Below are 21,579 nucleotides of genomic sequence, written 5' to 3'. Positions count from 1 at the left end.
CACTCTGGGTTCTCGCGCCCTTGGGCCTGATGGTCGCCGCGGCGCTGGCGTGGTTCGGCTGGGTCGGCTATCAGACGTACGGCGACCTGACCGACGCCCAGTCCGAGGCATCCCGGCTGACGTCGTCGCTGTCGAGTGGTGACGCCGCTGGCGCGCGCGAGGCCGGCCGGGCTCTCGAGCGGTCTGCGCGCTCCGCCATGGACCGGACCGACGGTTGGGACTGGGCCGCACTCACCGTCGTGCCTGGGGTGGGGGACGACGCGGCCGGTCTGCGAGCTCTGAGCTCGTCGCTGCACACCCTGGCGGCGGACGCGGTGCTCCCGCTCGCCGACGCGACAGGCGACCTCGACGGCCTGGCCGGCGACGGCGGCGTCGACCTCGGCGTGGTGGAGGAGCTCGGAGCGCCCGTCGGTCAGGGGTATGCCGCCACGCGAGATGCCGCGGAGCAGGTGCAGGCCGTCGACAGTTCCGGCTTCGTCGGACGCCTTCGCGAGCCCTACGACCAGTACGTCGACACAGTCACGGGCCTCGAGTCCGGTCTCGGTGCGGCCGACGTCGCCACCGACCTGCTGCCGACATTGGCGGGAGGGGAAGGCCCCCGCAACGTGCTCGTGCTGATCCAGAACAATGCGGAGATCCGTGCCACCGGGGGCCTTCCCGGCGCCTTCGTCCTGCTGCGCGCCGACGAGGGCCGCATCGAGATCACCCGTCAGGGCGGGCCCCGTGACTTCGAGGGCGACCTGGACGCGCCGATCCTTCCCCTCACCGACGCCGAGGACGCCATCTTCAGCGAGAATCTCGGCACGTTCTTCCAGGACGCCAACTTCACTCCCGACTTCCCGCGCACCGCCGAGCTCGTCAACGCCCATTGGGAGAGCTCAGGCAGTCCGGACCAGCTCGATGCCGTCATGTCCATCGACCCCGTGGCGCTGAGCTACTTGCTGCCTGCCCTGGGTCCGGTCGAGGTCGACGGCGTGACCCTGACTCAGGACAACCTCCTGGAGGAGCTCCTCAGTCGTCCATATCTCGAGCTCGAGCCCGAGGCCCAGGACGCGCTGTTCGAACAGTCCGCCCGCGCCATCTTGGAGACCGCGGTGACCGACCTGACGTCGCCCGTCGACTTCTTGCGAGGGGCAGCCCGGGCCGGGCGCGAGGGCCGCTTCCTCCTGCACTCGTTCGACGACGCTGAGCAAGAGCGTCTGACGGACACGCGGGTAGCAGGCGAGCTCACCGGGGACGATGGCGCTACCCCCCACCTCGACGTCGCCCTGAACGACGCGACCGGGTCGAAGATGTCCTACTACCTTCGCTACGGGGTCGAGGTGGACTCCGAGGGATGCCGCGACGGCGTGCAGATCTTGACCGGATCGATGAGGCTGCGGTCGACCATCGAATCGGAGGCTGCGGCGGAGCTTCCCGTGTCCGTCACAGGTGGGGGTCTTTACGGGACAGAGCCCGGCAGTCAGCTGGTCTCTCTTACTGTGATTGGGCCTTACGGGGGCACCATCGAGCGTCTTCGTGTCGACCGCGAGTTGGTCCCGTCAGCCACGATCCCGTTCAACGGGAGGCCCGTCGTCATTGCAGGCGCGCTATTGGACTCCACCACACCAGTCGACGTGGACTGGCAGATGACGACAGCACCGGGGGAGACGGGCGGAGTGCAAGTTGGTGTTACCCCGAGCATCGTGCCAGGGAACAAGAACTTCACCAGCCGCAGTGCCTGTTGAAGGGGGAGTTGGACCCAACTCTCGCTCAGTGGTGGTGTGGTGAGCTTGGCGGTGGTCTCAAGGGCTTCGAACTCAAGGGGGCTGGACATGCCTAGGCTGGTATGTCAGTTCAGGATCGCACTCGAGCTACTGCTCCAGCATCCGGGCAGGATCGAGACCGGGCATGGCGGTCAGCGACGTGTCCCCCTTTAAGTCGAAGGCGGGAAAGATTCGGAGGATCGCCGGGTGCCCCCGCCGCTCACGGCGGCGGACTTCCTCGCCAGGCTCCGTGCACATTCTGTTGGCCTGAACTTGCGCAAGCCGCTCCGTCCTCGGGTGCCTTCGCCCAGTCCGCATCTTGGGGGGCGGCGACGATGCGGCTAGTGGCCGGCGACCGCGCAGGCCATGATGAGTAGTTGAATACGTTGAGCTACTGCTCCGGAGCGGTACACTGCGGGGGTCTTGGCCATAGGTGTGGTTGCTCGCTCATGCTGGCGCAGCAGCGGTGAGCCGACGCTCGACCGCATCCTCGTGCGGCGCCGGGACGTTTATCAACTTTTGTCCAGGCCAAGGCGGGCGCCCTCGTTCCTGAGGCCGGCGTCACCTAGACTCCGATCGCGCAAACATGGGGCTGGTCGGCGGACCAGGTATTGGAGGTCAGCAGTGCTGTCTACGCTACTGTCCCCTCCCGATGTCGGCGATCTCGAGCAGCGAGCGGTCATGCAGGCGATGCAGTCTGGCTGGGTTGCTCCGGCGGGGCCCGACCTCCTGGCGTTCGAGAGCGAGGTGGCAGGCCGGGTCGGTGCGAAGCACGCCGTTGCACTTTCCTCCGGCACTGCGGCTCTGCATCTTGCGCTCGTCTCATGGGGAGTCGGCCCCGGGGACATAGTGCCGGTCTCGACCCTGACCTTCGCGGCGACGGCAAACGCCATCCGCTATGTTGGCGCCGAGCCCTGTTTTATCGATTGCCGTGACGACGACGGCAACATGGACGTCGGCATCCTTGCTCGCACGGTCAGGCGGTTGATCAGCGAGGGTCGTAGGGTCCCGGCGATTGTCCCGGTCGACCTATTGGGTCGGTGTGCGGCGCTCGATGCCGTCGCGGAGATTGCGAAAGACGCGGGGGCGAGGCTCCTGTGCGACAGTGCTGAATCGTTTGGAGCCACCTATCGCGGAAGGGCTGCAGGCTCATGGGGTGACGCGTCAGTCCTGTCGTTCAACGGCAACAAAATCATGACGACGTCAGGCGGCGGAATGTTGCTGACGGACGATGGAGTCTTGGCGGCCCACGTTCGCAAACTGTCGACCCAGGCCCGCGAACCGGTGCCCCATTACGAGCACGTAGAGATCGGGTTCAACTACCGTCTTTCTAACATTCTCGCCGCCCTCGGACGTGCGCAGTTGTCGCGGCTTGATGAGATGATCGCCCGCCGCAGGGAGTGGCGTTCTCGTTACCGCGAGTTGGTGCGCGGCGTGCATGGGGTCCGAGTACTCGGATCCTCCGACGTGAGCGACGACTATCGAGACAATTGTTGGCTGACTGCGCTCATTATCGAGCCCGGCGAAGCTGGGACGACGGCTGAACGAGTAGCCCGGGCTCTCTTCTCCGAGGGCATTGAGAGCAGACCTCTGTGGAAGCCGATGCACCTGCAACCGGTCTTCGCGAGTTCGCCTGCTGCCCTCAATGGGAACGCCGAACGACTCTTTAGGAGGGGACTCTCCTTGCCGTCGGGCTCGGGGATGACGGAGCCCCAGTTCGACCAGGTCATTGCCGTGCTCGGCAAAGCACTTAAGGCGTGAGGGAGGCTCGACGTGAGCAGACGAGGGTCTGATGTGGTGAAACGTCTAATCGACGTTGCAGGTGCCGCAATTCTGCTGCTGATAACGAGCCCAGTCAGTGCCCTCGTTGCCCTGATGGTCCGCCGCAATCTGGGACCACCGATACTGTTCCGGCAGCCAAGACCCGGACGAGATGCTGTGGTCTTTGAGCTTGTCAAGTTCCGGTCGATGGAGACCTTGGAAGCGGGCTCCGAGGAGGGCTCCGACGAGTCCCGCCTGTCAGACTTTGGCAGGCGTCTACGCGCGACGAGCATGGATGAGCTGCCAACGCTCTGGAATGTCTTGCGCGGGGACATGAGTTTGGTCGGGCCGCGACCGCTGCTGGTCGAGTACCTGCCTTTGTATACGCCGGAGCAGGCCCGCCGCCACGAAGTACGGCCCGGTGTCACCGGTCTGGCGCAGGTAAGTGGCCGTAACGCCTTGAGTTGGGAGAAGAAGTTCGCGCTCGACGTCGAGTACGTGGAGCGGCGGGGCCTTCGACTGGACATCGCGATCCTGCTACGGACCCTCGGTCGTGTGTTGGCCCGAGATGGGGTTGTCGATGAGGGGGGTGTCTCCATGAGCAGGTTCCTCGGTCACGGGTCCGCGGGTGAGCAAAGGAGGCCGGGTCATGCCTGATCCGTTGGTCATTGTCGGCGCAGGCGGATTTGGTCGTGAGACCCTGGACGTTGCTAGGTCGATGATCAACACCGACGGAACGCCGCGCTGGGAAATCATCGGCGTCGTTGATGACGCGGCCTCGGAAGCAAACCGTTTCCGGATGCAGGCACAGGAAGTAGATCTGCTCGGGACCGTGGAGGAGTGGCTGGCCCTCGCGGACCATGCCGAATACGTGGTAGGGGTGGGCTCCCCGGATGCTCGGCGGCGCATCGTCGATAGGCTTGACCGTGCCGGGAGGCGTGCCGCATCCCTGATTCATCCACACGCAAGTGTGGGGAGTCAGGTCCAACTGGGCGAGGGGGCGGTTCTATGCGCGGGGGCCCGGATCACCACGAATGTCCGCGTTGGTCGTCACGCACACCTCAATCCCAATGCGACCGTCGGGCACGACACGGTGTTGGGTGACTTCGTCAGCCTCAACCCGTGCGCCGTCATCTCAGGTGATTCCGTCTTCGGCGACGGCGTGCTGGTCGGCGCAAACGCCGTGGTGCTTAACCGTCTGAAGGTGGGTGAGCACGCGGTGGTGGGCGCGGCCGCATGTGTGGTGAGAGACGTCCCACCAGGAGCCACTGTAAAGGGCGTGCCGGCCCGATGACGGAGTCGAACCGAGGGGTAGTGGTCTTCGGGGTGACCGTGCCGGTGAGCGCGACCAGTTTTCTCCGAGGCCAGCTGCGACACCTCGTCCAGGTCGGGTGGGACGTTCAGCTCCTGTGCGGCACGGATGGCTTGGAGGAGTTTGCAGAGGCCGAGGGCGCGACGCTGCAGACAGTTCGGACGGCTCGGCAGCCAGCCCCCTCGGACCTAGTCTCCCTGCTCCTTCTCTGGCGGCGGCTAAGGAGGATCCGGCCTGATGTCGTCGTCATGAGCACACCGAAGATGGGTGTTCTCGGGTCCCTTGCGGCGGCAATGGCAGGCGTGCCCACACGTGTCTACTTCATCCTCGGTCACCGTGCGGAGGGTCTGTCGGGGCCACGGCGCTGGGTGATGAGCTGGTTGGACCGGCTGGCCTGCGCGGCAGCGACCGAGGTGGTGCCGGTGAGCGAGGGGCTCGGTCAGCTTCTAACAAGCGAGAGGATAGTAAAGGCCGAGAAGATTCAGCGGCTGCCTCGTGGTGCCGCGACTCTTGCGGTCGACACCAAGCGGTTTCGTGTGCCGTCGACGTCCGAGCGGGCCCGGGTCCGGGAAGAACTCGGGCTGGATAGGGACGCCCCTGTGGTCGGATTCATCGGGCGCCTCACTCGCGACAAAGGTCTACCTGCGCTGCCTCGGACTTGGTCTCTCATCCACCAAAGTAGCCCGCGGGCGACCCTCCTGTTGGTAGGGACCCCCGAGCCTGTCGATGCCGACGACCGCGCAGCCCTCGACGCCTTAGATTCGTTGGCTTCGACCGTGAGACGAGGTCACCTGGAACGGGTGGAGACCGCCTTGAAGGCCATCGATGTTCTTGTCCTCCTCTCAAACCGCGAGGGCTTGGGTGTTGTAGTGCTGGAGGCCGCGGCTTGCGGAGTCCCGACCGTCGCCTACAGGGTCACCGGGGTCGTCGACACCATCGTCGACGGCACGACGGGTTTGTTGTGCCGGCCCGGTGACACGGTGACGGTGGCCAACTCGGTGCAATCTTTGCTGACCGATCCTCAGCGTCGGCGTTCGATGGGCTTCGCGGCAAACTCGCGTGTCGATGATTTGTTCGGGCCGTCCGCCGTCTGGCCAGCTTGGGACAGTTTCCTCATTGATCGCTTCGGAGAGCGTCGCAAAAATCGGGGCGGGCCATTAGGTCGGGGGATGCGCAAGTGATGGATGCGACGGCGCGGACTCACAAGCCACGGGTGAGCGTGATCATGGGGGCCTACAACTCAGCGGCCACCCTTGACGAGGCTCTCGAATCGATACGTGGTCAGACAATGCAGGACTGGGAGATCGTCATTTGTGATGACGGATCTGTCGACGGGACATCTCGAATTCTTGCTCGGTGGCAGAATCTGTTGGCAGAACGCGTCACGATTATCACGAACGATCGCAACCGGGGGTTGGCCGCCTCTCTGAATAGCGCGATCGAGGCGGCGTCGGGGACTTTTCTGATGCGGATGGACGCCGACGATGTCTCTGATCCGCATCGTATGCAGGTACTGACAGAATTCTTCGACGCGAACCCCTCGGTCGATCTAGTCGGTTCGTCCATGCGACGGTTCAGCGAGCGGGGACAAGGGGGACGGGTGATCCCGCCCGCACGCCCCGACAAGAACACACTACGGACTCACGTGCCGTTCTGCCACGCGACGGTGATGGCCAGACAGTTCGTCTTCGCCAGCCTGGGCTACTCGGAGGAGGCGATCTGCCACCGAGTTGAGGACATTGACCTGTGGTTTCGATTCTTCCAGGCCGGTTTCACCGGCGCCAACATCGACCAAGATCTCTACCTCGTTCGGGAGGACGCGGAAGCCGTTCGGAGACGCACGGTCCGGAACAGGTGGAATCTGCTTCGCGTGATGCTGCGCGGCGGTCGGTTACTAGATTATTCGCCTAGGTTCTATCTGAGGGCTACTCTCGCCTTTTCGAAGGTCCTAGTGCCCGCTCCTGTTGTCATTGCGATGCGGCGGCGTGAGGCTCGGCCTTGACGATCTACGTTGCCACCCTTGCCGTTGTCTTCATGGTCATCCTGATCGTCCGCCTACAGCAGCAAGCGGCACTCACCAGTAGTCAGGGGCGCCATGAAATATTTGCTGGGGTGCCCCGGCTCGCGGTCGGCTTCATCGCGCTGCTTCTGATCCTGGTCGCAGGCCTACGCTGGCGGACGGGGACTGACTACGTCCAGTACGCACTTGACTACCCGAGGTACCGCGACCAGTCACTGAGCGACGTTGGGCTTCTCGGCGAGCCGGGCCTTAACGTCCTGGTCCGGATAGCGGCATACGTCAGGGATGATCCGGCCTCAATGTTCTTCACGGCTTCAGCAGTGACTATTTCGCTGATTGTTTGGACATACTATAAGAACTCGCCGATGTTCGGCACCAGCCTCGCCCTGTACGTACTGGTCGGGGCGTGGCACTCGTCGTTCAACGGCATTCGCCAGTGGCTGGCGTGCGCAGTGCTCTTTGCAGGCCACCGGCTCATCGTCGAGCGAAGGCTGGGGCCGTACTTGGCGGTTGTCGGTGTGGCGACCCTCTTTCACGTCAGCGCGCTCGTGGCGGTTGGTTTTTATTTCGTGCCGCGAACGCGCCTCGGGTTGGCTCGGTTCTTAGCGGTGGGCGCCGCGAGCGTTCTCGCGCTGACACTATACGAGGCGCTGGCCGACGCGATTGTTATCTTCCGGGACTCCTCGACAGAGACGCTCCTTCAAAATGCCTACTTCCAAGAGCGGATCAATCCGCTGCGGGTTGCACTGGCTGCCGGCCCACTCGTGTTCTACCTACTGATTAGCAAACAGCGCACGATGGCCGTCGAGGGCCACTTCTATCTGAACATGGTGGTAGTCCACACCGCAATCTATGTCGCCGCGCTCAATAGTGCGTACATCGCGCGCTTCGCAATCTTCACGGTTGTGTACCTGCCCGTGTTGATCCCTTACTTGTTGACGATGGAAGATCGGCGGGCGCGCGCGCTGTGGGCGGGCCTGCTCCTGCTGGTCTACGCCGTCTTCTGGGTCTTCGAACTCCGCTCCGACCCAAGCGTCGCAAGTTACAAGAGCTACTGGGACAGGTGAGATGAAACGAGTGATGCATGTCGTGGGCGGTCTCGATGTAGGCGGGGCAGAGTCGGCCCTCATGACTGCCTACCGAGAGATCGATCGCGAGCACGTGCAGTTTGACTTTCTCGTGGTGGGAACGAAGCGCGGCGCTCTTGAGGCAGAAGTCGAAAGGCTGGGAGGGCGGGTCGCCCGCGTCCCGGACCTGCGATCAATAGGACCCTTCGCGACGGTCAGGGAAATGCGCGACGCTCTCGTGAGCCATGGGCCCTACGACGCCGTGCATTCGCACGTCCTGTTCGCGTCCGGTTTCGCCCTGCTGGCCGGTCGACTGGCAGGAATCAAGGTCCGAGTTGCTCACTCGCACAACACTCGTGACCGCCCAGGCGGCCCACGACGGGTTTACGAAGCAATCGCACGCTTGCTCATTTTCCTGTGCGCGACGGTGCTGGTGGCCTGCGACGCAGAGTCCGGTCGCTATCTGTTCGGGCGGCGACGGTTCGACCGGCATGGGTCGGTCCTGCGGAACGGCATTGATGTGGACACTTTCCTGCGAACGCAGCGAACGTGTCGCGACGTGGTCGACGTTGACGAGCAGGCGCTCGTTCTCCTCGCTGTCTCTCGTCTGGAGCCGGTCAAGAATCACGCGTTCCTCATCGATGTCGTCGCTGAGATCGTGCGTAAACATCCGCGCGCCAGATTGCTGCTTGCCGGTATAGGGAGCTGCGAGGAAGATTTGAGACAACGCATCCGGTCGCTCGGGATCGATCACGCGGTGCAGTTCTTGGGTCTGCGCCGCGACATCGACGAACTGCTCCGTTGTGCTGATGTTGTAGTGCAGCCGTCGCTGTTCGAAGGTATGCCAGTAGCGCTGGTGGAGGCGCAGGCCGCCGGGACGCCGGTCGTCGCCTCCGACACCATCAATCCACAGATAGACCTCGGGCTCGGGCTCGTCGCCTTCCTCGGACTCGAGCAGGGGGCCGCTCGGTGGGCCGAGCAGATCGTTGCGCAGTCCGAGTTAGTTGCTCCCGCGGTGGATGAGCGGCGCAAGGTCCTCGACGCGGGTGGCTACACAGCAAAAGCGGCGGCGAGGGGAATGGTGGCTCTCTATGACTTCGCATGACGCGCGTGAGCCAGACCAACCTTGTCCGGTTGTCTCCGTCGTCATCCCGGTCTACAACGGTGAGCTGACCGTCGAACGCACGTTGGACTCGGTCCTCCACCAATCTGAGAGGGCGATCGAGGTGATCGTCGTGGACGACGGCTCGACGGACGGGACCCGCGCATGTGCGCAGAGAAGCGGCGACGAGCGCGTTAGGGTCATCGGTCGCGCCAATGGCGGGCTGTCGGCGGCGCGAAATACGGGTATCGACCACGCGCGCGGCCAATACGTCTATTTTCTCGATGCCGACGATTGGATCGAGCCGTACACCTTGACCAAGCTGGTCGCCAGGGCACAGGAGACCAACGCGCAGGTGGTGGTTTGCGGCTACACCGTTGATCATCACGACAGCCGAGGACAGTTGGTCACCTCTAGTCGCGTGATGCCGCCTCCGGCGGCCGGGTTCTCACCACTCTCCGCTCGAATGTCGGTCGACGACCTAGAGCGGGCGGTCGGCATGCTCGGTTATGCCTGGAACAAGTTGTACGCGGCCGATCTGCTCCTCGAAGGGGGGTGTCGGTTCGACGAGACCGTTGCTCTCGTCGAAGACGTTGTCTTCAACGCCTCGGTGCTCCCGAGGGTTGCGATCACGTGGGAGCATTCTGCAGGGGTGCACTACGTTCAGCGCCCCGGAGTCTCGCTTGGACGACAAAACCGCCCGGATATCTCGCGCCTGTTGGGTCTGGCGGACGAAGCGGTTCAGGAACTCCTTAGTCTGTGGCCCATCGGGGTCTCGCAGCGTCAGCAAGCCCTTCTCCGCATTCGGGGGAACCGTCTCGCGTACGAGATCCACCAGCGGTCGAACCGCGGGCGACTGTCTTCGGCCGTCGCCGCGACCCGCGCTTTCGCGCGGTCCCCCTATGTCAGGACGACGCGTGGCGCGGTGGTGACAGCAGGAGCCGGCGTTCCACTGAGACTTAGGATCACTGCGGCGGCTCTGGGTCCAGGAACCTCAATGGTGCCGACGCTGGCATTTCGCTATCGACCATGGGTCCGTAAGGCCACACACCGCGTCAGAGCCCTCTCGGTGGTCGAGTCGCAGGCAAGGGTAGCGCGGAAGCTTTGGGTCCGCGGCCGTCTACAACAACGCCTCAGGCGGGTTCGCTCGCGACCTTCCCCGCTGTTGGAGGTTTCCCGGCCCGTTGCGGTCGTCGCGCTCGCCGCTGACTACGGCAATCTCGGTGACCTTGCCATCACACGTGCACAGGTCCGATTCCTAGCGGGCTCACTCCCGGATCATGAGGTGGTTGAGATCCCCATTTCTGAGACGCTTGAGGCGCTTAGCGATCTCAAGGCCCTCGGCCCCGAGGATGTCGTGACCTTGATCGGTGGTGGCAACACCGGTGACATGTACGACGACATTCAATTCCTGCGGCAGAAGGTGGTGGCCGCCAGCCGCCGGGCACGCGTGATCTCTTTCCCGCAGACTATCGATTTTTCCTCAACGGCCTTTGGCCAAATCACCCGCCGTCAGGCCGCACGCCTCTACCGCCGGCACGGGCGGTTACTCCTCGTAGCGCGAGACGAGCGCTCCTCAGGCCTGGTCGCCCGCCAGTTCCCGCGAGTTCCGGCCGCGCTCGGTCCCGACGTGGTTCTGACGGAGGCGCGTTTGTCGGGGATCGATAGTGGACCTCGGGCGGGGGTCCTCGCCGTACTCAGGGACGACCAAGAGCGTTCGATTGACTCGCCGCGACAACTCGTCCTAGAGACAGTCACCGGAGCCGGGCTCGCGATCGAAACGACCGACACGCACATTCACGGGCGAGAATGGGAACCAGAACAAAGGGAGCGCATTCTTTCTGAATTCTTGGCACGGTATCACGCGGCTCGCGTCGTCATCACCGACCGGTTGCACGGAATGATCTTCGCCGTTATCACTGGTACGCCCTGCTTGGCGCTTGACAGCAAGACCGGCAAGGTCGGTCATTTTTACCGGACCTGGCTCGAGGACGTTCCTTATGTCTCACTCTTCGATCCGGCTGAACCCGACGACCTGCGCGGCCTTCTGGATCGGCTGACCACAATCACGGTGACCGAGCACGACGTCCGGTCGCTCTGCGAACACTTCTCGCAACAACTGACTGAGGCAGTCGGTTTCGCCAAGAGGACGAGGGGATGAAGGGTGGTGGTCGATCAGCTCGCGCCGCCCGTAACGTCGTTGTTGGGCTGCTCGTGCAGGTGCTGTTGCTCGGGGCGAACGTTCTTGCAAGAGCAGTCTTTGTTGCTACCCTCCCCATCGATTTTCTCGGACTTAACACGCTCTTCCTCAGCATTTTTGCGGTCCTCTCCATTGCTGACCTCGGGCTCTCGAGTGCATTAACCTACGCACTTTATCGGCCCCTGGCCGCCGGTGACGTGGGTTCGGTGACTGCCATCGTCAGGTACGCGGGACGTATCTATCGTCGAGTCTCGTTGATAGTTTTCTGTCTTGGCTTGTTGCTCGTCCCGTTCCTTGCTGAACTGAGCAACACGGTCCACCCGGTGAGAGGCCTGGAGGTCTACTACATCATTCTTTTGGGCAATGTGTCGCTCACGTTCCTCATGGCACATCGCGTCGTTCTCTTGACTGCCGACCAGAGGTACGACATTACTCGTCTGTACTTTCTCGGGGCCGAGACGGCGAGAATTGGTGGGCAGATCGCAGTGCTCGTCTTGTATCAGAGCTATCTGGGCTTCGTCATCATTCAGGCCATGGCCACTGTGGCCTATAACCTTGCCCTCTACGTGGTTGTGGGCCGCCGCTACCCGTTCCTTCGTGAGCCCACCTGGTTGGCGGAGTCAGAGCGAAGTGAGATTGTGGCGTCGATGAGAGCCATGGTTGTGTATCGCGTGAGCGGGGTAATGATCAACAACACTGATCCCATTATCATTTCCGTGGTGAGCGGTGCGGCGGTCCTGGGTCTCTATTCGAATTACCTGCTCATCACGGGGTCTCTCATCATCCTCGCCGAGACATTCTTCCGCGGCGTTTCCGCCGGTCTGGGAGATCTGTATGCTCGTGGCTCACCGGAGCATTCGGGGCTTGCTTTGAACGAGTTGAACGTCGTTTCACTGTGGCTCGCAGCCGTCATGGGCCTTGGTGTTCTGCTCTGTGTGCCCGATCTGATTGCCGTTTGGCTCGGTGAGGACCTGCTGCTGCCGCTGAGCGTGCTCGTCGCCGCAGCCCTGAACATCTATCTCTATGGCAGCACGATGGCTGTGCTGACCTTTCGTGAACTGACTGGCGCATTTCGGCGTGCAAAATTTGTGCTCGCAGGTACGGCGCTGACCAATCTGCTACTTTCGTACCTGCTGGGCCAGCACTTTGGCGTAACCGGTGTCCTCGTGGCGACGCTGCTGGCCCGCCTACTGACCAACTACTGGTTCGAACCTCTCTTGCTCTTCAGGAATTATGTCGAAGGCTCGCTCCGACGTTATTTCATCCGACAATTTCTGTACACGGTGTTCGTCGGCTTGATCGGCGCATGTCTATGGTGGACAGTGCCCCGTGGAGGCGATGACGGTGTCCTGGTCAAGGTGGTCCTGAACGCCTTCCTAGTCATGGTCTTGGTTACGTTGGGCACCGCCTTGATCTTCTGGCGGACCACCGAGGGGCGGAGCATCCGTTCTCGTGCCGTCTCGCTGCGGCTGCGGAGGTAGTGCTCTTGCCCGGGCCGCGAGGTCAGCGTGCGGCTGGTCGGCTAGCGAAGCTCCGCCGCGATCTACCCAGGCGTGAGAGAATCTCGCGCCCTTGATCGGTCAGTCCATAAGCAGTTCGCAGGAGCCGGTTGTGACCGCGCTTAACCATCGCAACCAAGAGTCGCGTCTTGAGGGTCGAGCTGCGGACGGCGGCGACATCGCGAGACGCGGCTCGGAACCACGGGGACCGGCGGATCGCGGCCAACTCATCAAGCACTGCCTCGCCGGCGCCCTCTATCAGCAGAGCATTGTTCACAGCTTGGGGGAGCTGGAACGCAAGAATGTAACGGAAGTAGTCGTTCAAGCGTTCGTTTTCGGCGGGTGAAGAAGAGTAAATCTCTCTCAGCGCGACATATTGGCTGCTGATCCGATCAGCGAAACCGCGCTGGCCCTTGGTGCTGGTGAGACTGTTGGGCCTGTGCCGGATGTGGTAAAGGCCTTGGTCGACGACGCGCAATGCTGTCGTTGTGTTCAGGGCCGAACAGTTGAAGACCGAATCCTCCCCGAGGCGGATCTCGGGACGGAAGCGCAGGCCCTCGTGATCGAGGAAAGACCGATGGAAGCAGAATCGCTGAGAGTACCAATAGAATCGGCGTGTGTGCGCTTCCCGCAGCAGAGTGCGGAGTTCGTGGGCGTCCAGGTCTCGTGCGCTGGGAAGGCCGATGAATTGCGTGGTCGAGGTGCCTCCGCTGTGAACGACCACCCCGCAGCCGACCACCGGTGTCGCTGGAGTGGCGAAAGCCGACATCGTCGAGAGCATGTCGGGCTCGACATAGTCGTCGCCATCAACAAAGAAGATGACGACGCCGCGTGCCGCCTCCATTCCAGTGTTCCGAGTAGTGGCCAATCCTTGATTGTGGTCATGCGAGACGAGAGTGATGCGATGTTCTCGCGCTTCATAGGCCATGGCGATCTCGCGAGTGCTGTCTGTCGAACAGTCGTCGACGACAATGATCTCGAACGATCGGGCCGTTTGGGCCAGTAGGCTGTCCAGGCACTCGGCGAGATAGTCCGCGATGTTGTACGCCGGAACAATGACCGATAGCTCGGGCGCGGGATCGAGGGGGGCGGAGGTCACGGGAATCCCCTTCAGTGGGAGGACGGCGGCTGCGCAGAGCGCCTCCAGCGTCGGCGGGAAGGCTCGCGGGGGTGGCAGCAGTTTCCCAGTTTAAGCGGGCTTGCGGCGCAAGTGGAGGACCCGCCTCGCGTCCCCGTGTCTTCATGGAAGGCCCTAGGACTCATGGTGGGCCCGATCGAGGGTTCGTGCCATTCGTCAACCGAGCCGCCACACCGGATTCGCTTGCGCGGGCTGAGAACTGAGGGCGGATGACCGTGCGCCGTCACCGGCGGCGATGAATTAGGAGACTGGAGCGACTGGCTGTGGCGGTCGTTGTCCTCAGTGCTTCGGCGAATCTGCTTGTTGAGGCCACCGTTGGGGGTTGTCCGGCCAGATCCGGCGCCACATCTAGGGCGGAGAATTTGTGAAGGCGCGATTTCGTGGCGGGTGTCGTGAGGTGGCCTGCGACCTTGGGCAGCTCGCCGGTCAGGGCGTCGCCGACGCGGTCGAACTGGGCGCGAAAAGCCTCCTGCGTCAGGCGTGTCGCGTGGAGTGCGATGCCGCCTTAACCCAGAACATGACGGCAGCCGGCGAAGGACATAGGAGGGCGGGAGGACGAGGACCTAGCTGTCACCGCCCTCATACGGTGGGGGAGGTCCCGCTCGTAGGACCCAAGTGCCGCCCGAGGAGGCGGCGCGCCTAGGCGAGCACCCGGCCCTCCAAGTCGCGCTCATTGGTGGCCGCTCGGCGCGGCCGCGGCTTAGGCCGCTGGCCGCCATAGGCGAGAAGTTGGCCCACCTCGCGGAGAGCGCCTCGGCGGGTGTTGAGCACGGCCGCATGATCTCCTTGGGCGCAGTCGACGACACCGCGACTAGCGGGTCGGTTACGTCGAGGGTGGGGTCGACGCGGTGGCGCCATCGTCAACCGGAGGCCGCCTCCTCGTCGGAGGGCGGCCGCCGGTCGCTGTCGGCGATGATCCAGAACCTCACGGCTCGGACCGGTCGTTCACTCGGTGCAGGATCAGGACCCGGAATTGATCATCCCCGCGCCCACCGTGACGCCCGTGGCCTCGTCGATGAGGATGAAGGAGCCGGTGGTCCGGTTCTTCGAGTACGGGTCGGCCAGCAGCGGCACCGTGGTGCGCAGCTGGACGCGGCCGATCTCGTTGACGCCGAGCTCCTTGGTCTCTTGGTCGCGGTGCAGGGTGTTGACGTCCAAGCGGTACTGGATGTCCTTGACCAGCGCCCGTCCCGTGCGCGTCGTGTGCTTGATCGCGAGCTTCTGACGCGGCTTGAGCGGGGCTGTGGTCATCCAGCAGACCATCGCGTCGATGTCCTGGCTCGGCTTCGGTGCGTTGTTGACCCGGGCGATCATGTCGCCGCGCGAGACGTCGACGTCGTCGGCCAGGCGCACCGTGACCGACATGGGCGGGAACGCCTCGGCAACCTCGGTGTCGAACAGGTCGATGCCCTCGATGGTCGACGTCATGCCCGAGGGCAGGACGACGACCTCGTCGCCCGGCTTGAGGACGCCGCCGGCGACCTGGCCGCCGAAGCCGCGGTAGTCGTGGTGGGCGTCCGACTTCGGGCGGACGACGTACTGCACCGGGAAGCGGGCGTCGATCAGGTCGCGATCGGAGGCGACGTGCACGTTCTCGAGGTGGTGCATGAGCGTCGGCCCGGAGTACCAGCTCATGTTCTCGGAGCGGTTCACGACGTTGTCACCCTGCAGCGCCGAGATCGGGATGACCTCGAGGTCCGGGATGTTCAGCTTGGTCGCGAACTGGGTGAACTCGTCGTGGATTCGCTGGTAGGTGGCCTGGTCGAAGTCGACGAGGTCCATCTTGTTGACCGCGAGCACGAGGTGGGGGACCCGCAGCAGCGAGAGGATGACCGCGTGCCGACGCGACTGCTCGGTGAGGCCCTGGCGGGCGTCGACCAGCACGAGGCCGAGGTCGGACGTCGAGGCGCCCGTGACCATGTTGCGCGTGTACTGCACGTGGCCCGGGGTGTCGGCGATGATGAACTTGCGCTGCGGCGTCGCGAAGTAGCGGTAGGCCACGTCGATCGTGATGCCCTGCTCACGCTCGGAGCGCAGACCGTCGGTCAGCAGCGCGAGGTCGGTGTAGTCGTAGCCCTTGGACTGGCTGGTGGCCTCGACGGCCTCCATCTGGTCCGAGAAGATCGACTTGGAGTCGAGCAGCAGACGACCGATGAGGGTCGACTTGCCGTCGTCCACGGAGCCGGCGGTGGCGAACCGCAGCAGGTCCATGTTGGTGGCGGTGCTCTCCCCGCCGGGGGTCTCGGTGCTCTCCTGGGCGGTGCTCATCAGAAGTAGCCCTCCTTCTTGCGGTCCTCCATGGCGGCCTCGGAGAACCGGTCGTCGCCACGGGTGGCGCCGCGCTCGGTGACCGTGGACATGGCGACCTCGGCGATGATCTCGGGGATCGTGGACGCGGTCGACTCGACGCAGCCCGTCAGGGTCAGGTCGCCGACGGTGCGGAAGCGCACGGTGCGCTCCTCGACGGTCTCGCCCTCGCGGGTGGGGTTGAAGTCCGACTCGCTGAGCAGCATGCCGTCGCGCTGGAAGACGCGGCGCTGGTGGGAGTAGTAGATGGAGGGGATCTCGATGCCCTCGCGACCGATGTAGTCCCAGATGTCGAGCTCGGTCCAGTTGCTGATCGGGAAGATCCGCATGTGCTCGCCCTCGTGCAGGCGACCGTTGTAGAGGCTCCACAGCTCGGGACGCTGGTTCTTCGGGTCCCACTGGCCGAACTCGTCGCGGTGGGAGTAGACGCGCTCCTTGGCGCGGGCCTTCTCCTCGTCGCGGCGGCCGCCACCGAAGGCGGCGGTGAACGCCTCGGTCTCGATGGCGTTCAGCAGGGTGCCGATCTGGAGGCGGTTGCGGCTGGTCTTGCCGTCGTCCACCACGACGCCGTCGGCGATGGCCTGCTCGACGGAGGCGACGATCAGGCGGACGCCCAGCCGGTCGACCCAGGAGTCACGGCACGCGAGGACCTCGGGGAAGTCGTAGCCGGTGTCGACCTGCAGGACGGGGAACGGGATCTTCGCCGGGTAGAAGGCCTTCTCGGCCAGGCGGAGCATGACGATCGAGTCCTTGCCGCCGGAGAACATCAGCACCGGCTTCTCGAACTCCGCCGCCACTTCCCGGAAGATGTGGATCGACTCCGCCTCCAGCTGGTCGAGCTGGCTCAGCCGGTAGTCGGCGTGGGTTTCAGGCATGGGTGTACGCAAGACCTCTCGTCGGGAGCAACGGACATCGTAGCCACGCCCGGGCCCGGCCCCGGTATCGACGCGGGCCGTGGACCCCCTGTTACGTTCGAGGCTTTGCCTTGCCCCCCACCAGGCCGTGCGGCCCGGGAGACGCTGTGTCAGACCCCGCGCCCGTGCGCTCCGGCTTCCGCGACGACATCCAGGGCATGCGCGCCCTTGCGGTGCTCGCGATCATCCTGTTCCACGCCGGCCTCAGCCCGTATCCCGGCGGGTTCGTGACGCTCGACGTCTTCTTCGTCCTCTCGGGCTTCCTCATCACGCTGCTCCTCCTGCGCGAGGTGGAGAGGGACGGGACGGTGTCGCTGCGCCGCTTCTACGCCCGGCGCGCCCGACGCATCCTCCCGGCGGCCAGCGTGGTCGCCGTCGCGGTGGTGGCGGCCTCGGCGCTGTGGCTGGACGTCGTGCGCGCCCGGGAGACCGCCGTCGACGCCATCTGGTCGGCGTTCTTCGCTGCCAACGTCCGGTTCGCGCTCGTCGGGACGGACTACTTCGCCGACGAGGCGCCGCCGTCCCCGATGCAGCACTACTGGTCCCTGGCGGTGGAGGAGCAGTTCTACCTGCTTCTCCCGGTCCTCCTCGTGGCCTGCGTGTGGCTGGCGGCCCGGCGTTCCTTCCGCCCGCGGTTGGTCATCGGCGTGGCCCTGTCGGTGATGACCGCCGTCAGCCTCGCGTGGTCGATGCACGCGTCGACGGCGAGCCCGGAGATGGCGTACTTCTCGACGCTAACGCGCACCTGGGAGTTCGGCGCCGGTGCCCTCCTCGCGCTGGCGGCACCCGTCTTCGGGCGACTGGGCGCCCTCGCGCGCAACCTGCTGGCGACGGGGGGACTGCTCGCCATCGCTGTCGCCTGCTTCGTCGTCACGGAACGAACGCCGTTCCCGGGGTACGCCGCGCTGCTGCCGGTGCTCGGCACGGGAGCGGTGATGGTGGCCGGCACCGGCGTCACCGGGCGACCGCCAGTGATGCAGCGGGCCCTCGGGGTGGCGCCGCTGCGCCTGGTGGGGGACATGTCGTACTCCCTCTACCTGTGGCACTGGCCCATGCTGGTCGTCGCCGCGGGGTACGTCGGGCGGCCGCTCACGCTCTTCGAGACGGGGCCTGTGGTGGGGCTGGCGTTCGCGCTGTCGTGGCTGACCTATCGGTACGTGGAGACACCGTTCCGGTCGTACGCCCCGGGGTCTCGACAAGCTCAACCGACGTACTGGCGACAGCTCGTCCTCTACCCGGCGTCACTCGTGCTCGTCGTCACCGGAGCCGGCGCGGGCATGGCCGTGGTCGGCGACGGGGTCGAGGACGGCGCTCCGATCACCACCGCTCGCTTCGACCGCGCGCCGGGCGGGAAGGCGCTGAGCGACGACGACGCGGTCGCCCTCGTGGAGGCGTCCCTCGTCGCCGCCCGTCAGGGCGCCGACATCCCCGCCGACCTGCGCCCCACGTTGCTCGAGCTCCAGGACGACAAGGCGCCTCTCGGCGCGTGCGACTACGACGACGCCGGCCCCTGGGAGCTCTGCACCCGCGGCGATCGTGGCGCCGAGAAGTCGATCGTGCTGCTCGGCAACTCCCACGGACGGCACTGGATCCCGGCCTTCGAGAGGCTCGCCCAGCGGGAGGGCTACCGCACCCACTACCTGGTGAAGGCCGCCTGCACGCCCGCCCGGGTGGTCTCGGTCGCCCGCAACGCCGACCGGCCGTGGGGCGAGTGCACCGCGTTCAACACCTGGGCGCAGCAGCAGGTGGAGGAGCTCGAGCCGGACGTCGTCGTGATCGCCGGCTCGGCCCCGCGGGGCATGTTCGTGGACGGTGAGTTCACGCAGGATCCCGAGGTGACCCGCCGGGCGATGTACGACGGCTACCGCGAGCTCGTCGACGACGTCGTCCCGCACGCCGGCGAGGTCGTCATGCTGGGCGACGTCCCGCGTCGGCAGGACGACCCGGTGGCCTGCCTCGGCCGGTCCGGCGCGAGCCTGCAGGGGTGCCTGACGTCGCCCGCGGAGCGAGCGGCCACGGTGACGGAGGAGAGCCGACGCGCGACCCTGGGGACCGGCGCCCGGTTCGTGGACACCGAGCCGTGGTTCTGTGCCGACGGGCGTTGCCCGGCGGTGATCGGCGACTTCATCCCCATGCGGGACCAGGGGCACATCAGCACGGCGTACGCCGAGCACCTGGCGGGGGCGTTGGCACGAGCGTTGCGGAGTCACTGATCGCTCCTGCTCGGCCGCCTCAGGCCCTCGGGCCTCTCAGGTGGTCGAGCAGTGGCCCGAGCACCAGCGGGGGAGGTCCGTCGAGACCCCCGGGCGGGTGGGCGGTCTCGACGCGGTCGCTCGCCGGGGCTCGCTCCCTGCTCGACCACCCTGGGACGGCGATGGTCTGAGGTGGTCGAGCAGTGGCCCGAGCACCAGCGGGGGAGGTCCGTCGAGACCCCCGGGCGGGTGGGCGGTCTCGACGCGGTCGCTCGCCGGGGCTCGCTCCCTGCTCGACCACCTCAGAGGGTGTGGTCGCTCGTCGGGGCTCGCTCCCTGCTCGACCACCTCAGGGGGGTGGTCGCTCGCCGGGGCTCGCTCCCTGCTCGACGACCAGGGACCGCGATGGTCTGAGGTGGTCGAGCAGTGACCGAGCGCCAGCGAGGGAGCGGCCGTCGAGACCGCCGGCGGAGCGTGCCCTCAGCTCGCCCCTACGCCGCGTGGGCGTGGCGGGCCAGCCAGCGCTCGGCCGAGCCGAGAGCCCGCGGCCCCTGGAGCCAGTGACGCTCGAGGCCGCAGCCGCAGGATGCGGTGACCTGGCCGTCGTGCTCGACGACACCGCCCTCGACCTCGCGCAACTTCGAGGTCGGCCTCAGCGCCTTTTTGACCTTCGTGATCGGACTCATCGGCGGACCCCATTCCGCGTCGGAACACTCGTACCGGACCAGTATGGGCTGACCGGATCAAGAGTTCCTCATCGCCGACTGTGAAGATCGTCTGAGGGTCAACGCACGGGGTCGGTGCGCGACTTCTCGTCGCCCGACGACCCGAGCCCGCGCTCGCGCCCAGGCACGCGCCAGGCGGCGGCGTTGTTGTCGAAGGCGGGCAGGCCGCGCGTCTGTCGGACGAAACCCCACGCCAGGGGCCCGAGCAGCAGCATCCCGGCGCCGATGATGCCGACGGCCTCGGGGGAGAGCCCCAGCATCTTCAGCCCGGTCAGCGACAGGACGATGACGATCCCGCGGCGGATGACGGACTGGCTCACCCACGCGGCCATCCGGGCGCCGAGGAAGGTGCCGGGTGTGCCGCCCAGGATCAGCGGGATCAGCACGCCCCAGTCCACGCCCGACACGACGACGTGCCCGATCGCGGCGGCGATGACCAGTGGGACGGCCTGCAGCAGGTCGGTGCCGACCAGACGCAGCGCCGACAGGGTCGGGTAGAGCAGCAGCAGCGCGACCATGATCAGCGAGCCGGAGCCCACCGAGGTGATGCCGACGAGCAGACCGCCGACCGCTCCGACGAGCAGGGTCGGGACGACCCGGACGGCGACCTCGTCCTTCGGGGCCTCGTTCCCGGAGGTGACGGCACGCAGCTGCAGGTACATCCGCAGGGCGTAGCTGGCGGCGGCGAAGAGCAGCGCGACGCCGATGGCGTGGAGGAGGAACTCCTCGGTGGACTCGCCGCCGAGGTACTGCACGAGGAAGCCGCCGGCTGCCGCGAACGGGACAGAGCCGGCGATCAGCAGGCCGGCGAGTCGCAGGTTGGGCTTGCCGTGCTTCCAGTGGACGGCGGCCCCCACCGTCTTGTTCGCCGCCGCAGCGACCAGGTCGTTCGCCACGGCCGCCGTGGGCGGGATGCCGAGGAAGATGAGAGCCGGGGTCATCAGGGCGCCGCCGCCCATGCCGGTGAGCCCGACGACGATGCCGACGCCGAAGCTGACCGCGAGCACGGCCAGGGCGGCGGTGGTGAAGAGGTCGTCCATCAGGGCTCCACGATCGAGCGGTCGGCCGCCGCCGCCGGGCGGCCGGCGAGCACGGGCAGGAGGGCGTCGAGCATGTCGACGACGGTAGTGGCGCAGGCCTCTGCCGCCTCAGGGCCCCGCCGGTAGGGGTCCGCCACGTCCGACGAGGCGTCGGCGCCGCCGCGATGGCGGGCGAGCTCGGCGAGGACGTTCTGGGGCTCGACGTCCGCGGGCAGCTGTCGGGCTGCGTCCACGGCCTGGCCGAGGGTGAGCACCTTGCGGAACGCGCCGGGCGAGTCCTCGAGGGCGAAGTCGCGGTGCTCGCGGGACGCGGTCAGCACGAGGTCGGCGTCGGCCACCATGCGGGGGTTCAGTCGTCGGCTGCGGAACGTCGAACCGTCCACACCCCTCCGTTGCAGGGCCTGCAACATCTCCTCGTCCATGGTGGAGTCACGGACCCCGTGGGTGCCCGCGCTGGCGAACCGCAGCCCCGTCCCGCGGGCCGCGTGGGCGGCCCATCGCTCCATGAAGGCCGAGCGGCAGATGTTGGCGGTGCAGACGAACAACACGTCCACGGT

At 65.7% G+C, this 21,579-nt stretch carries 17 protein-coding genes; 11 read left to right on the top strand and 6 right to left on the bottom strand.

The features are described from left to right. Positions 1-29 precede the first annotated feature (29 nt). From MJ876_RS05680 to MJ876_RS05635, 10 genes are all read left to right on the top strand, one after another. Entirely contained in the window at positions 30-1,727 is a 1,698-nt protein-coding gene (locus MJ876_RS05680; RefSeq protein WP_240235196.1) for a DUF4012 domain-containing protein, read from the top strand. A 642-nt stretch (positions 1,728-2,369) separates the two neighbouring features. After that, entirely contained in the window at positions 2,370-3,506 is a 1,137-nt protein-coding gene (locus MJ876_RS05675) for an aminotransferase class I/II-fold pyridoxal phosphate-dependent enzyme (RefSeq protein WP_308192569.1), read from the top strand. Between the two features lie 12 nt (positions 3,507-3,518). Beyond that, complete coding sequence (locus tag MJ876_RS05670; protein ID WP_308192568.1) at positions 3,519-4,163, top strand: sugar transferase; 645 nt, start codon at positions 3,519-3,521, stop codon at positions 4,161-4,163. Continuing rightward, the gene (locus MJ876_RS05665; RefSeq protein WP_240235190.1) at positions 4,156-4,800 is read left to right on the top strand and encodes a NeuD/PglB/VioB family sugar acetyltransferase; all 645 of its coding nucleotides are present in this window, start codon (positions 4,156-4,158) and stop codon (positions 4,798-4,800) included. Before MJ876_RS05670 ends, MJ876_RS05665 begins: the two co-directional genes overlap by 8 nt. Further along, positions 4,743-5,999 carry a glycosyltransferase gene (locus MJ876_RS05660; protein ID WP_308192567.1) on the top strand — a complete coding sequence of 419 codons (1,257 nt, stop codon included), beginning with the start codon at positions 4,743-4,745 and terminating at the stop codon, positions 5,997-5,999. Before MJ876_RS05665 ends, MJ876_RS05660 begins: the two co-directional genes overlap by 58 nt. Positions 6,000-6,031: 32 nt before the next feature. Next, positions 6,032-6,820 carry a glycosyltransferase family 2 protein gene (locus tag MJ876_RS05655; protein WP_240235187.1) on the top strand — a complete coding sequence of 263 codons (789 nt, stop codon included), beginning with the start codon at positions 6,032-6,034 and terminating at the stop codon, positions 6,818-6,820. Continuing rightward, entirely contained in the window at positions 6,817-7,905 is a 1,089-nt protein-coding gene (locus MJ876_RS05650) for an EpsG family protein (RefSeq protein WP_240235186.1), read from the top strand. The genes MJ876_RS05655 and MJ876_RS05650 overlap by 4 nt, the downstream gene beginning before the upstream one ends. Before the next feature lies 1 nt (position 7,906). Then, entirely contained in the window at positions 7,907-9,010 is a 1,104-nt protein-coding gene (locus MJ876_RS05645; protein WP_308192566.1) for a glycosyltransferase, read from the top strand. Next, a complete protein-coding gene (locus MJ876_RS05640; protein ID WP_240235182.1) occupies positions 8,997-11,168 on the top strand; it encodes a glycosyltransferase in 2,172 nt (723 codons plus the stop codon). Before MJ876_RS05645 ends, MJ876_RS05640 begins: the two co-directional genes overlap by 14 nt. Then, on the top strand, positions 11,165-12,688 hold the full coding sequence (locus tag MJ876_RS05635; RefSeq protein ID WP_240235181.1) for a lipopolysaccharide biosynthesis protein: 1,524 nt from the start codon (positions 11,165-11,167) through the stop codon (positions 12,686-12,688). Before MJ876_RS05640 ends, MJ876_RS05635 begins: the two co-directional genes overlap by 4 nt. Before the next feature lie 22 nt (positions 12,689-12,710). On the opposite strand, the gene MJ876_RS05630 is transcribed toward MJ876_RS05635, so the two are convergent. The 3 genes from MJ876_RS05630 to cysD form a co-directional block, all read right to left on the bottom strand. Further along, positions 12,711-13,805, bottom strand: coding sequence for a glycosyltransferase family 2 protein (locus MJ876_RS05630; protein WP_240235180.1), 1,095 nt, complete (start codon positions 13,803-13,805; stop codon positions 12,711-12,713). Between the two features lie 999 nt (positions 13,806-14,804). Then, complete coding sequence (locus MJ876_RS05625) at positions 14,805-16,055, bottom strand: GTP-binding protein (protein WP_308192573.1); 1,251 nt, start codon at positions 16,053-16,055, stop codon at positions 14,805-14,807. A gap of 56 nt (positions 16,056-16,111) precedes the next feature. Then, a complete protein-coding gene (gene cysD / locus MJ876_RS05620) occupies positions 16,112-17,026 on the bottom strand; it encodes a sulfate adenylyltransferase subunit CysD (RefSeq protein WP_240235176.1) in 915 nt (304 codons plus the stop codon). Between the two features lie 146 nt (positions 17,027-17,172). On the opposite strand from cysD, the gene MJ876_RS05615 reads away from it, so the two are divergent. Further along, positions 17,173-19,278: an acyltransferase family protein gene (locus MJ876_RS05615; RefSeq protein WP_240235168.1), complete on the top strand. Its 2,106-nt coding sequence runs from the start codon at positions 17,173-17,175 to the stop codon at positions 19,276-19,278. 470 nt (positions 19,279-19,748) lie between these two features. Here MJ876_RS05615 and MJ876_RS05610 read toward each other — a convergent pair whose 3' ends face one another. From MJ876_RS05610 to MJ876_RS05600, 3 genes are all read right to left on the bottom strand, one after another. Then, on the bottom strand, positions 19,749-19,943 hold the full coding sequence (locus MJ876_RS05610; protein WP_240235166.1) for a hypothetical protein: 195 nt from the start codon (positions 19,941-19,943) through the stop codon (positions 19,749-19,751). Positions 19,944-20,041: 98 nt separating this feature from the next. Continuing rightward, positions 20,042-21,022, bottom strand: a complete 981-nt coding sequence (locus MJ876_RS05605) for a sulfite exporter TauE/SafE family protein (protein ID WP_240235158.1) — start codon at positions 21,020-21,022, stop codon at positions 20,042-20,044. Further along, on the bottom strand, positions 21,022-21,576 hold the full coding sequence (locus MJ876_RS05600) for a hypothetical protein (protein WP_240235156.1): 555 nt from the start codon (positions 21,574-21,576) through the stop codon (positions 21,022-21,024). Before MJ876_RS05600 ends, MJ876_RS05605 begins: the two co-directional genes overlap by 1 nt. Positions 21,577-21,579: the final 3 nt, after the last annotated feature.

Origin of the sequence: Nocardioides sp. CFH 31398, assembly GCF_022436705.1 — a bacterium.
Classification (GTDB): domain Bacteria; phylum Actinomycetota; class Actinomycetes; order Propionibacteriales; family Nocardioidaceae; genus Nocardioides.
The sequence above is the reverse complement of the archived record's forward strand: the minus strand, read 5'-3'. Positions and strand labels throughout refer to the sequence as shown.

Excerpts from the sequence above, each read along its gene's own strand:
- MJ876_RS05625 (WP_308192573.1), bottom strand. The coding sequence starts at position 16,055 with ATGGACCTGCTGCGGTTCGCCACCGCCGGCTCCGTGGACGACGGCAAG.
- MJ876_RS05660 (WP_308192567.1), top strand. The coding sequence starts at position 4,743 with ATGTGTGGTGAGAGACGTCCCACCAGGAGCCACTGTAAAGGGCGTGCC.
- MJ876_RS05635 (WP_240235181.1), top strand. The coding sequence starts at position 11,165 with ATGAAGGGTGGTGGTCGATCAGCTCGCGCCGCCCGTAACGTCGTTGTT.
- MJ876_RS05640 (WP_240235182.1), top strand. The coding sequence starts at position 8,997 with ATGACTTCGCATGACGCGCGTGAGCCAGACCAACCTTGTCCGGTTGTC.
- MJ876_RS05605 (WP_240235158.1), bottom strand. The coding sequence starts at position 21,022 with ATGGACGACCTCTTCACCACCGCCGCCCTGGCCGTGCTCGCGGTCAGC.
- MJ876_RS05665 (WP_240235190.1), top strand. The coding sequence starts at position 4,156 with ATGCCTGATCCGTTGGTCATTGTCGGCGCAGGCGGATTTGGTCGTGAG.
- cysD (WP_240235176.1), bottom strand. The coding sequence starts at position 17,026 with ATGCCTGAAACCCACGCCGACTACCGGCTGAGCCAGCTCGACCAGCTG.
- MJ876_RS05610 (WP_240235166.1), bottom strand. The coding sequence starts at position 19,943 with ATGAGTCCGATCACGAAGGTCAAAAAGGCGCTGAGGCCGACCTCGAAG.
- MJ876_RS05645 (WP_308192566.1), top strand. The coding sequence starts at position 7,907 with ATGAAACGAGTGATGCATGTCGTGGGCGGTCTCGATGTAGGCGGGGCA.
- MJ876_RS05680 (WP_240235196.1), top strand. The coding sequence starts at position 30 with ATGGTCGCCGCGGCGCTGGCGTGGTTCGGCTGGGTCGGCTATCAGACG.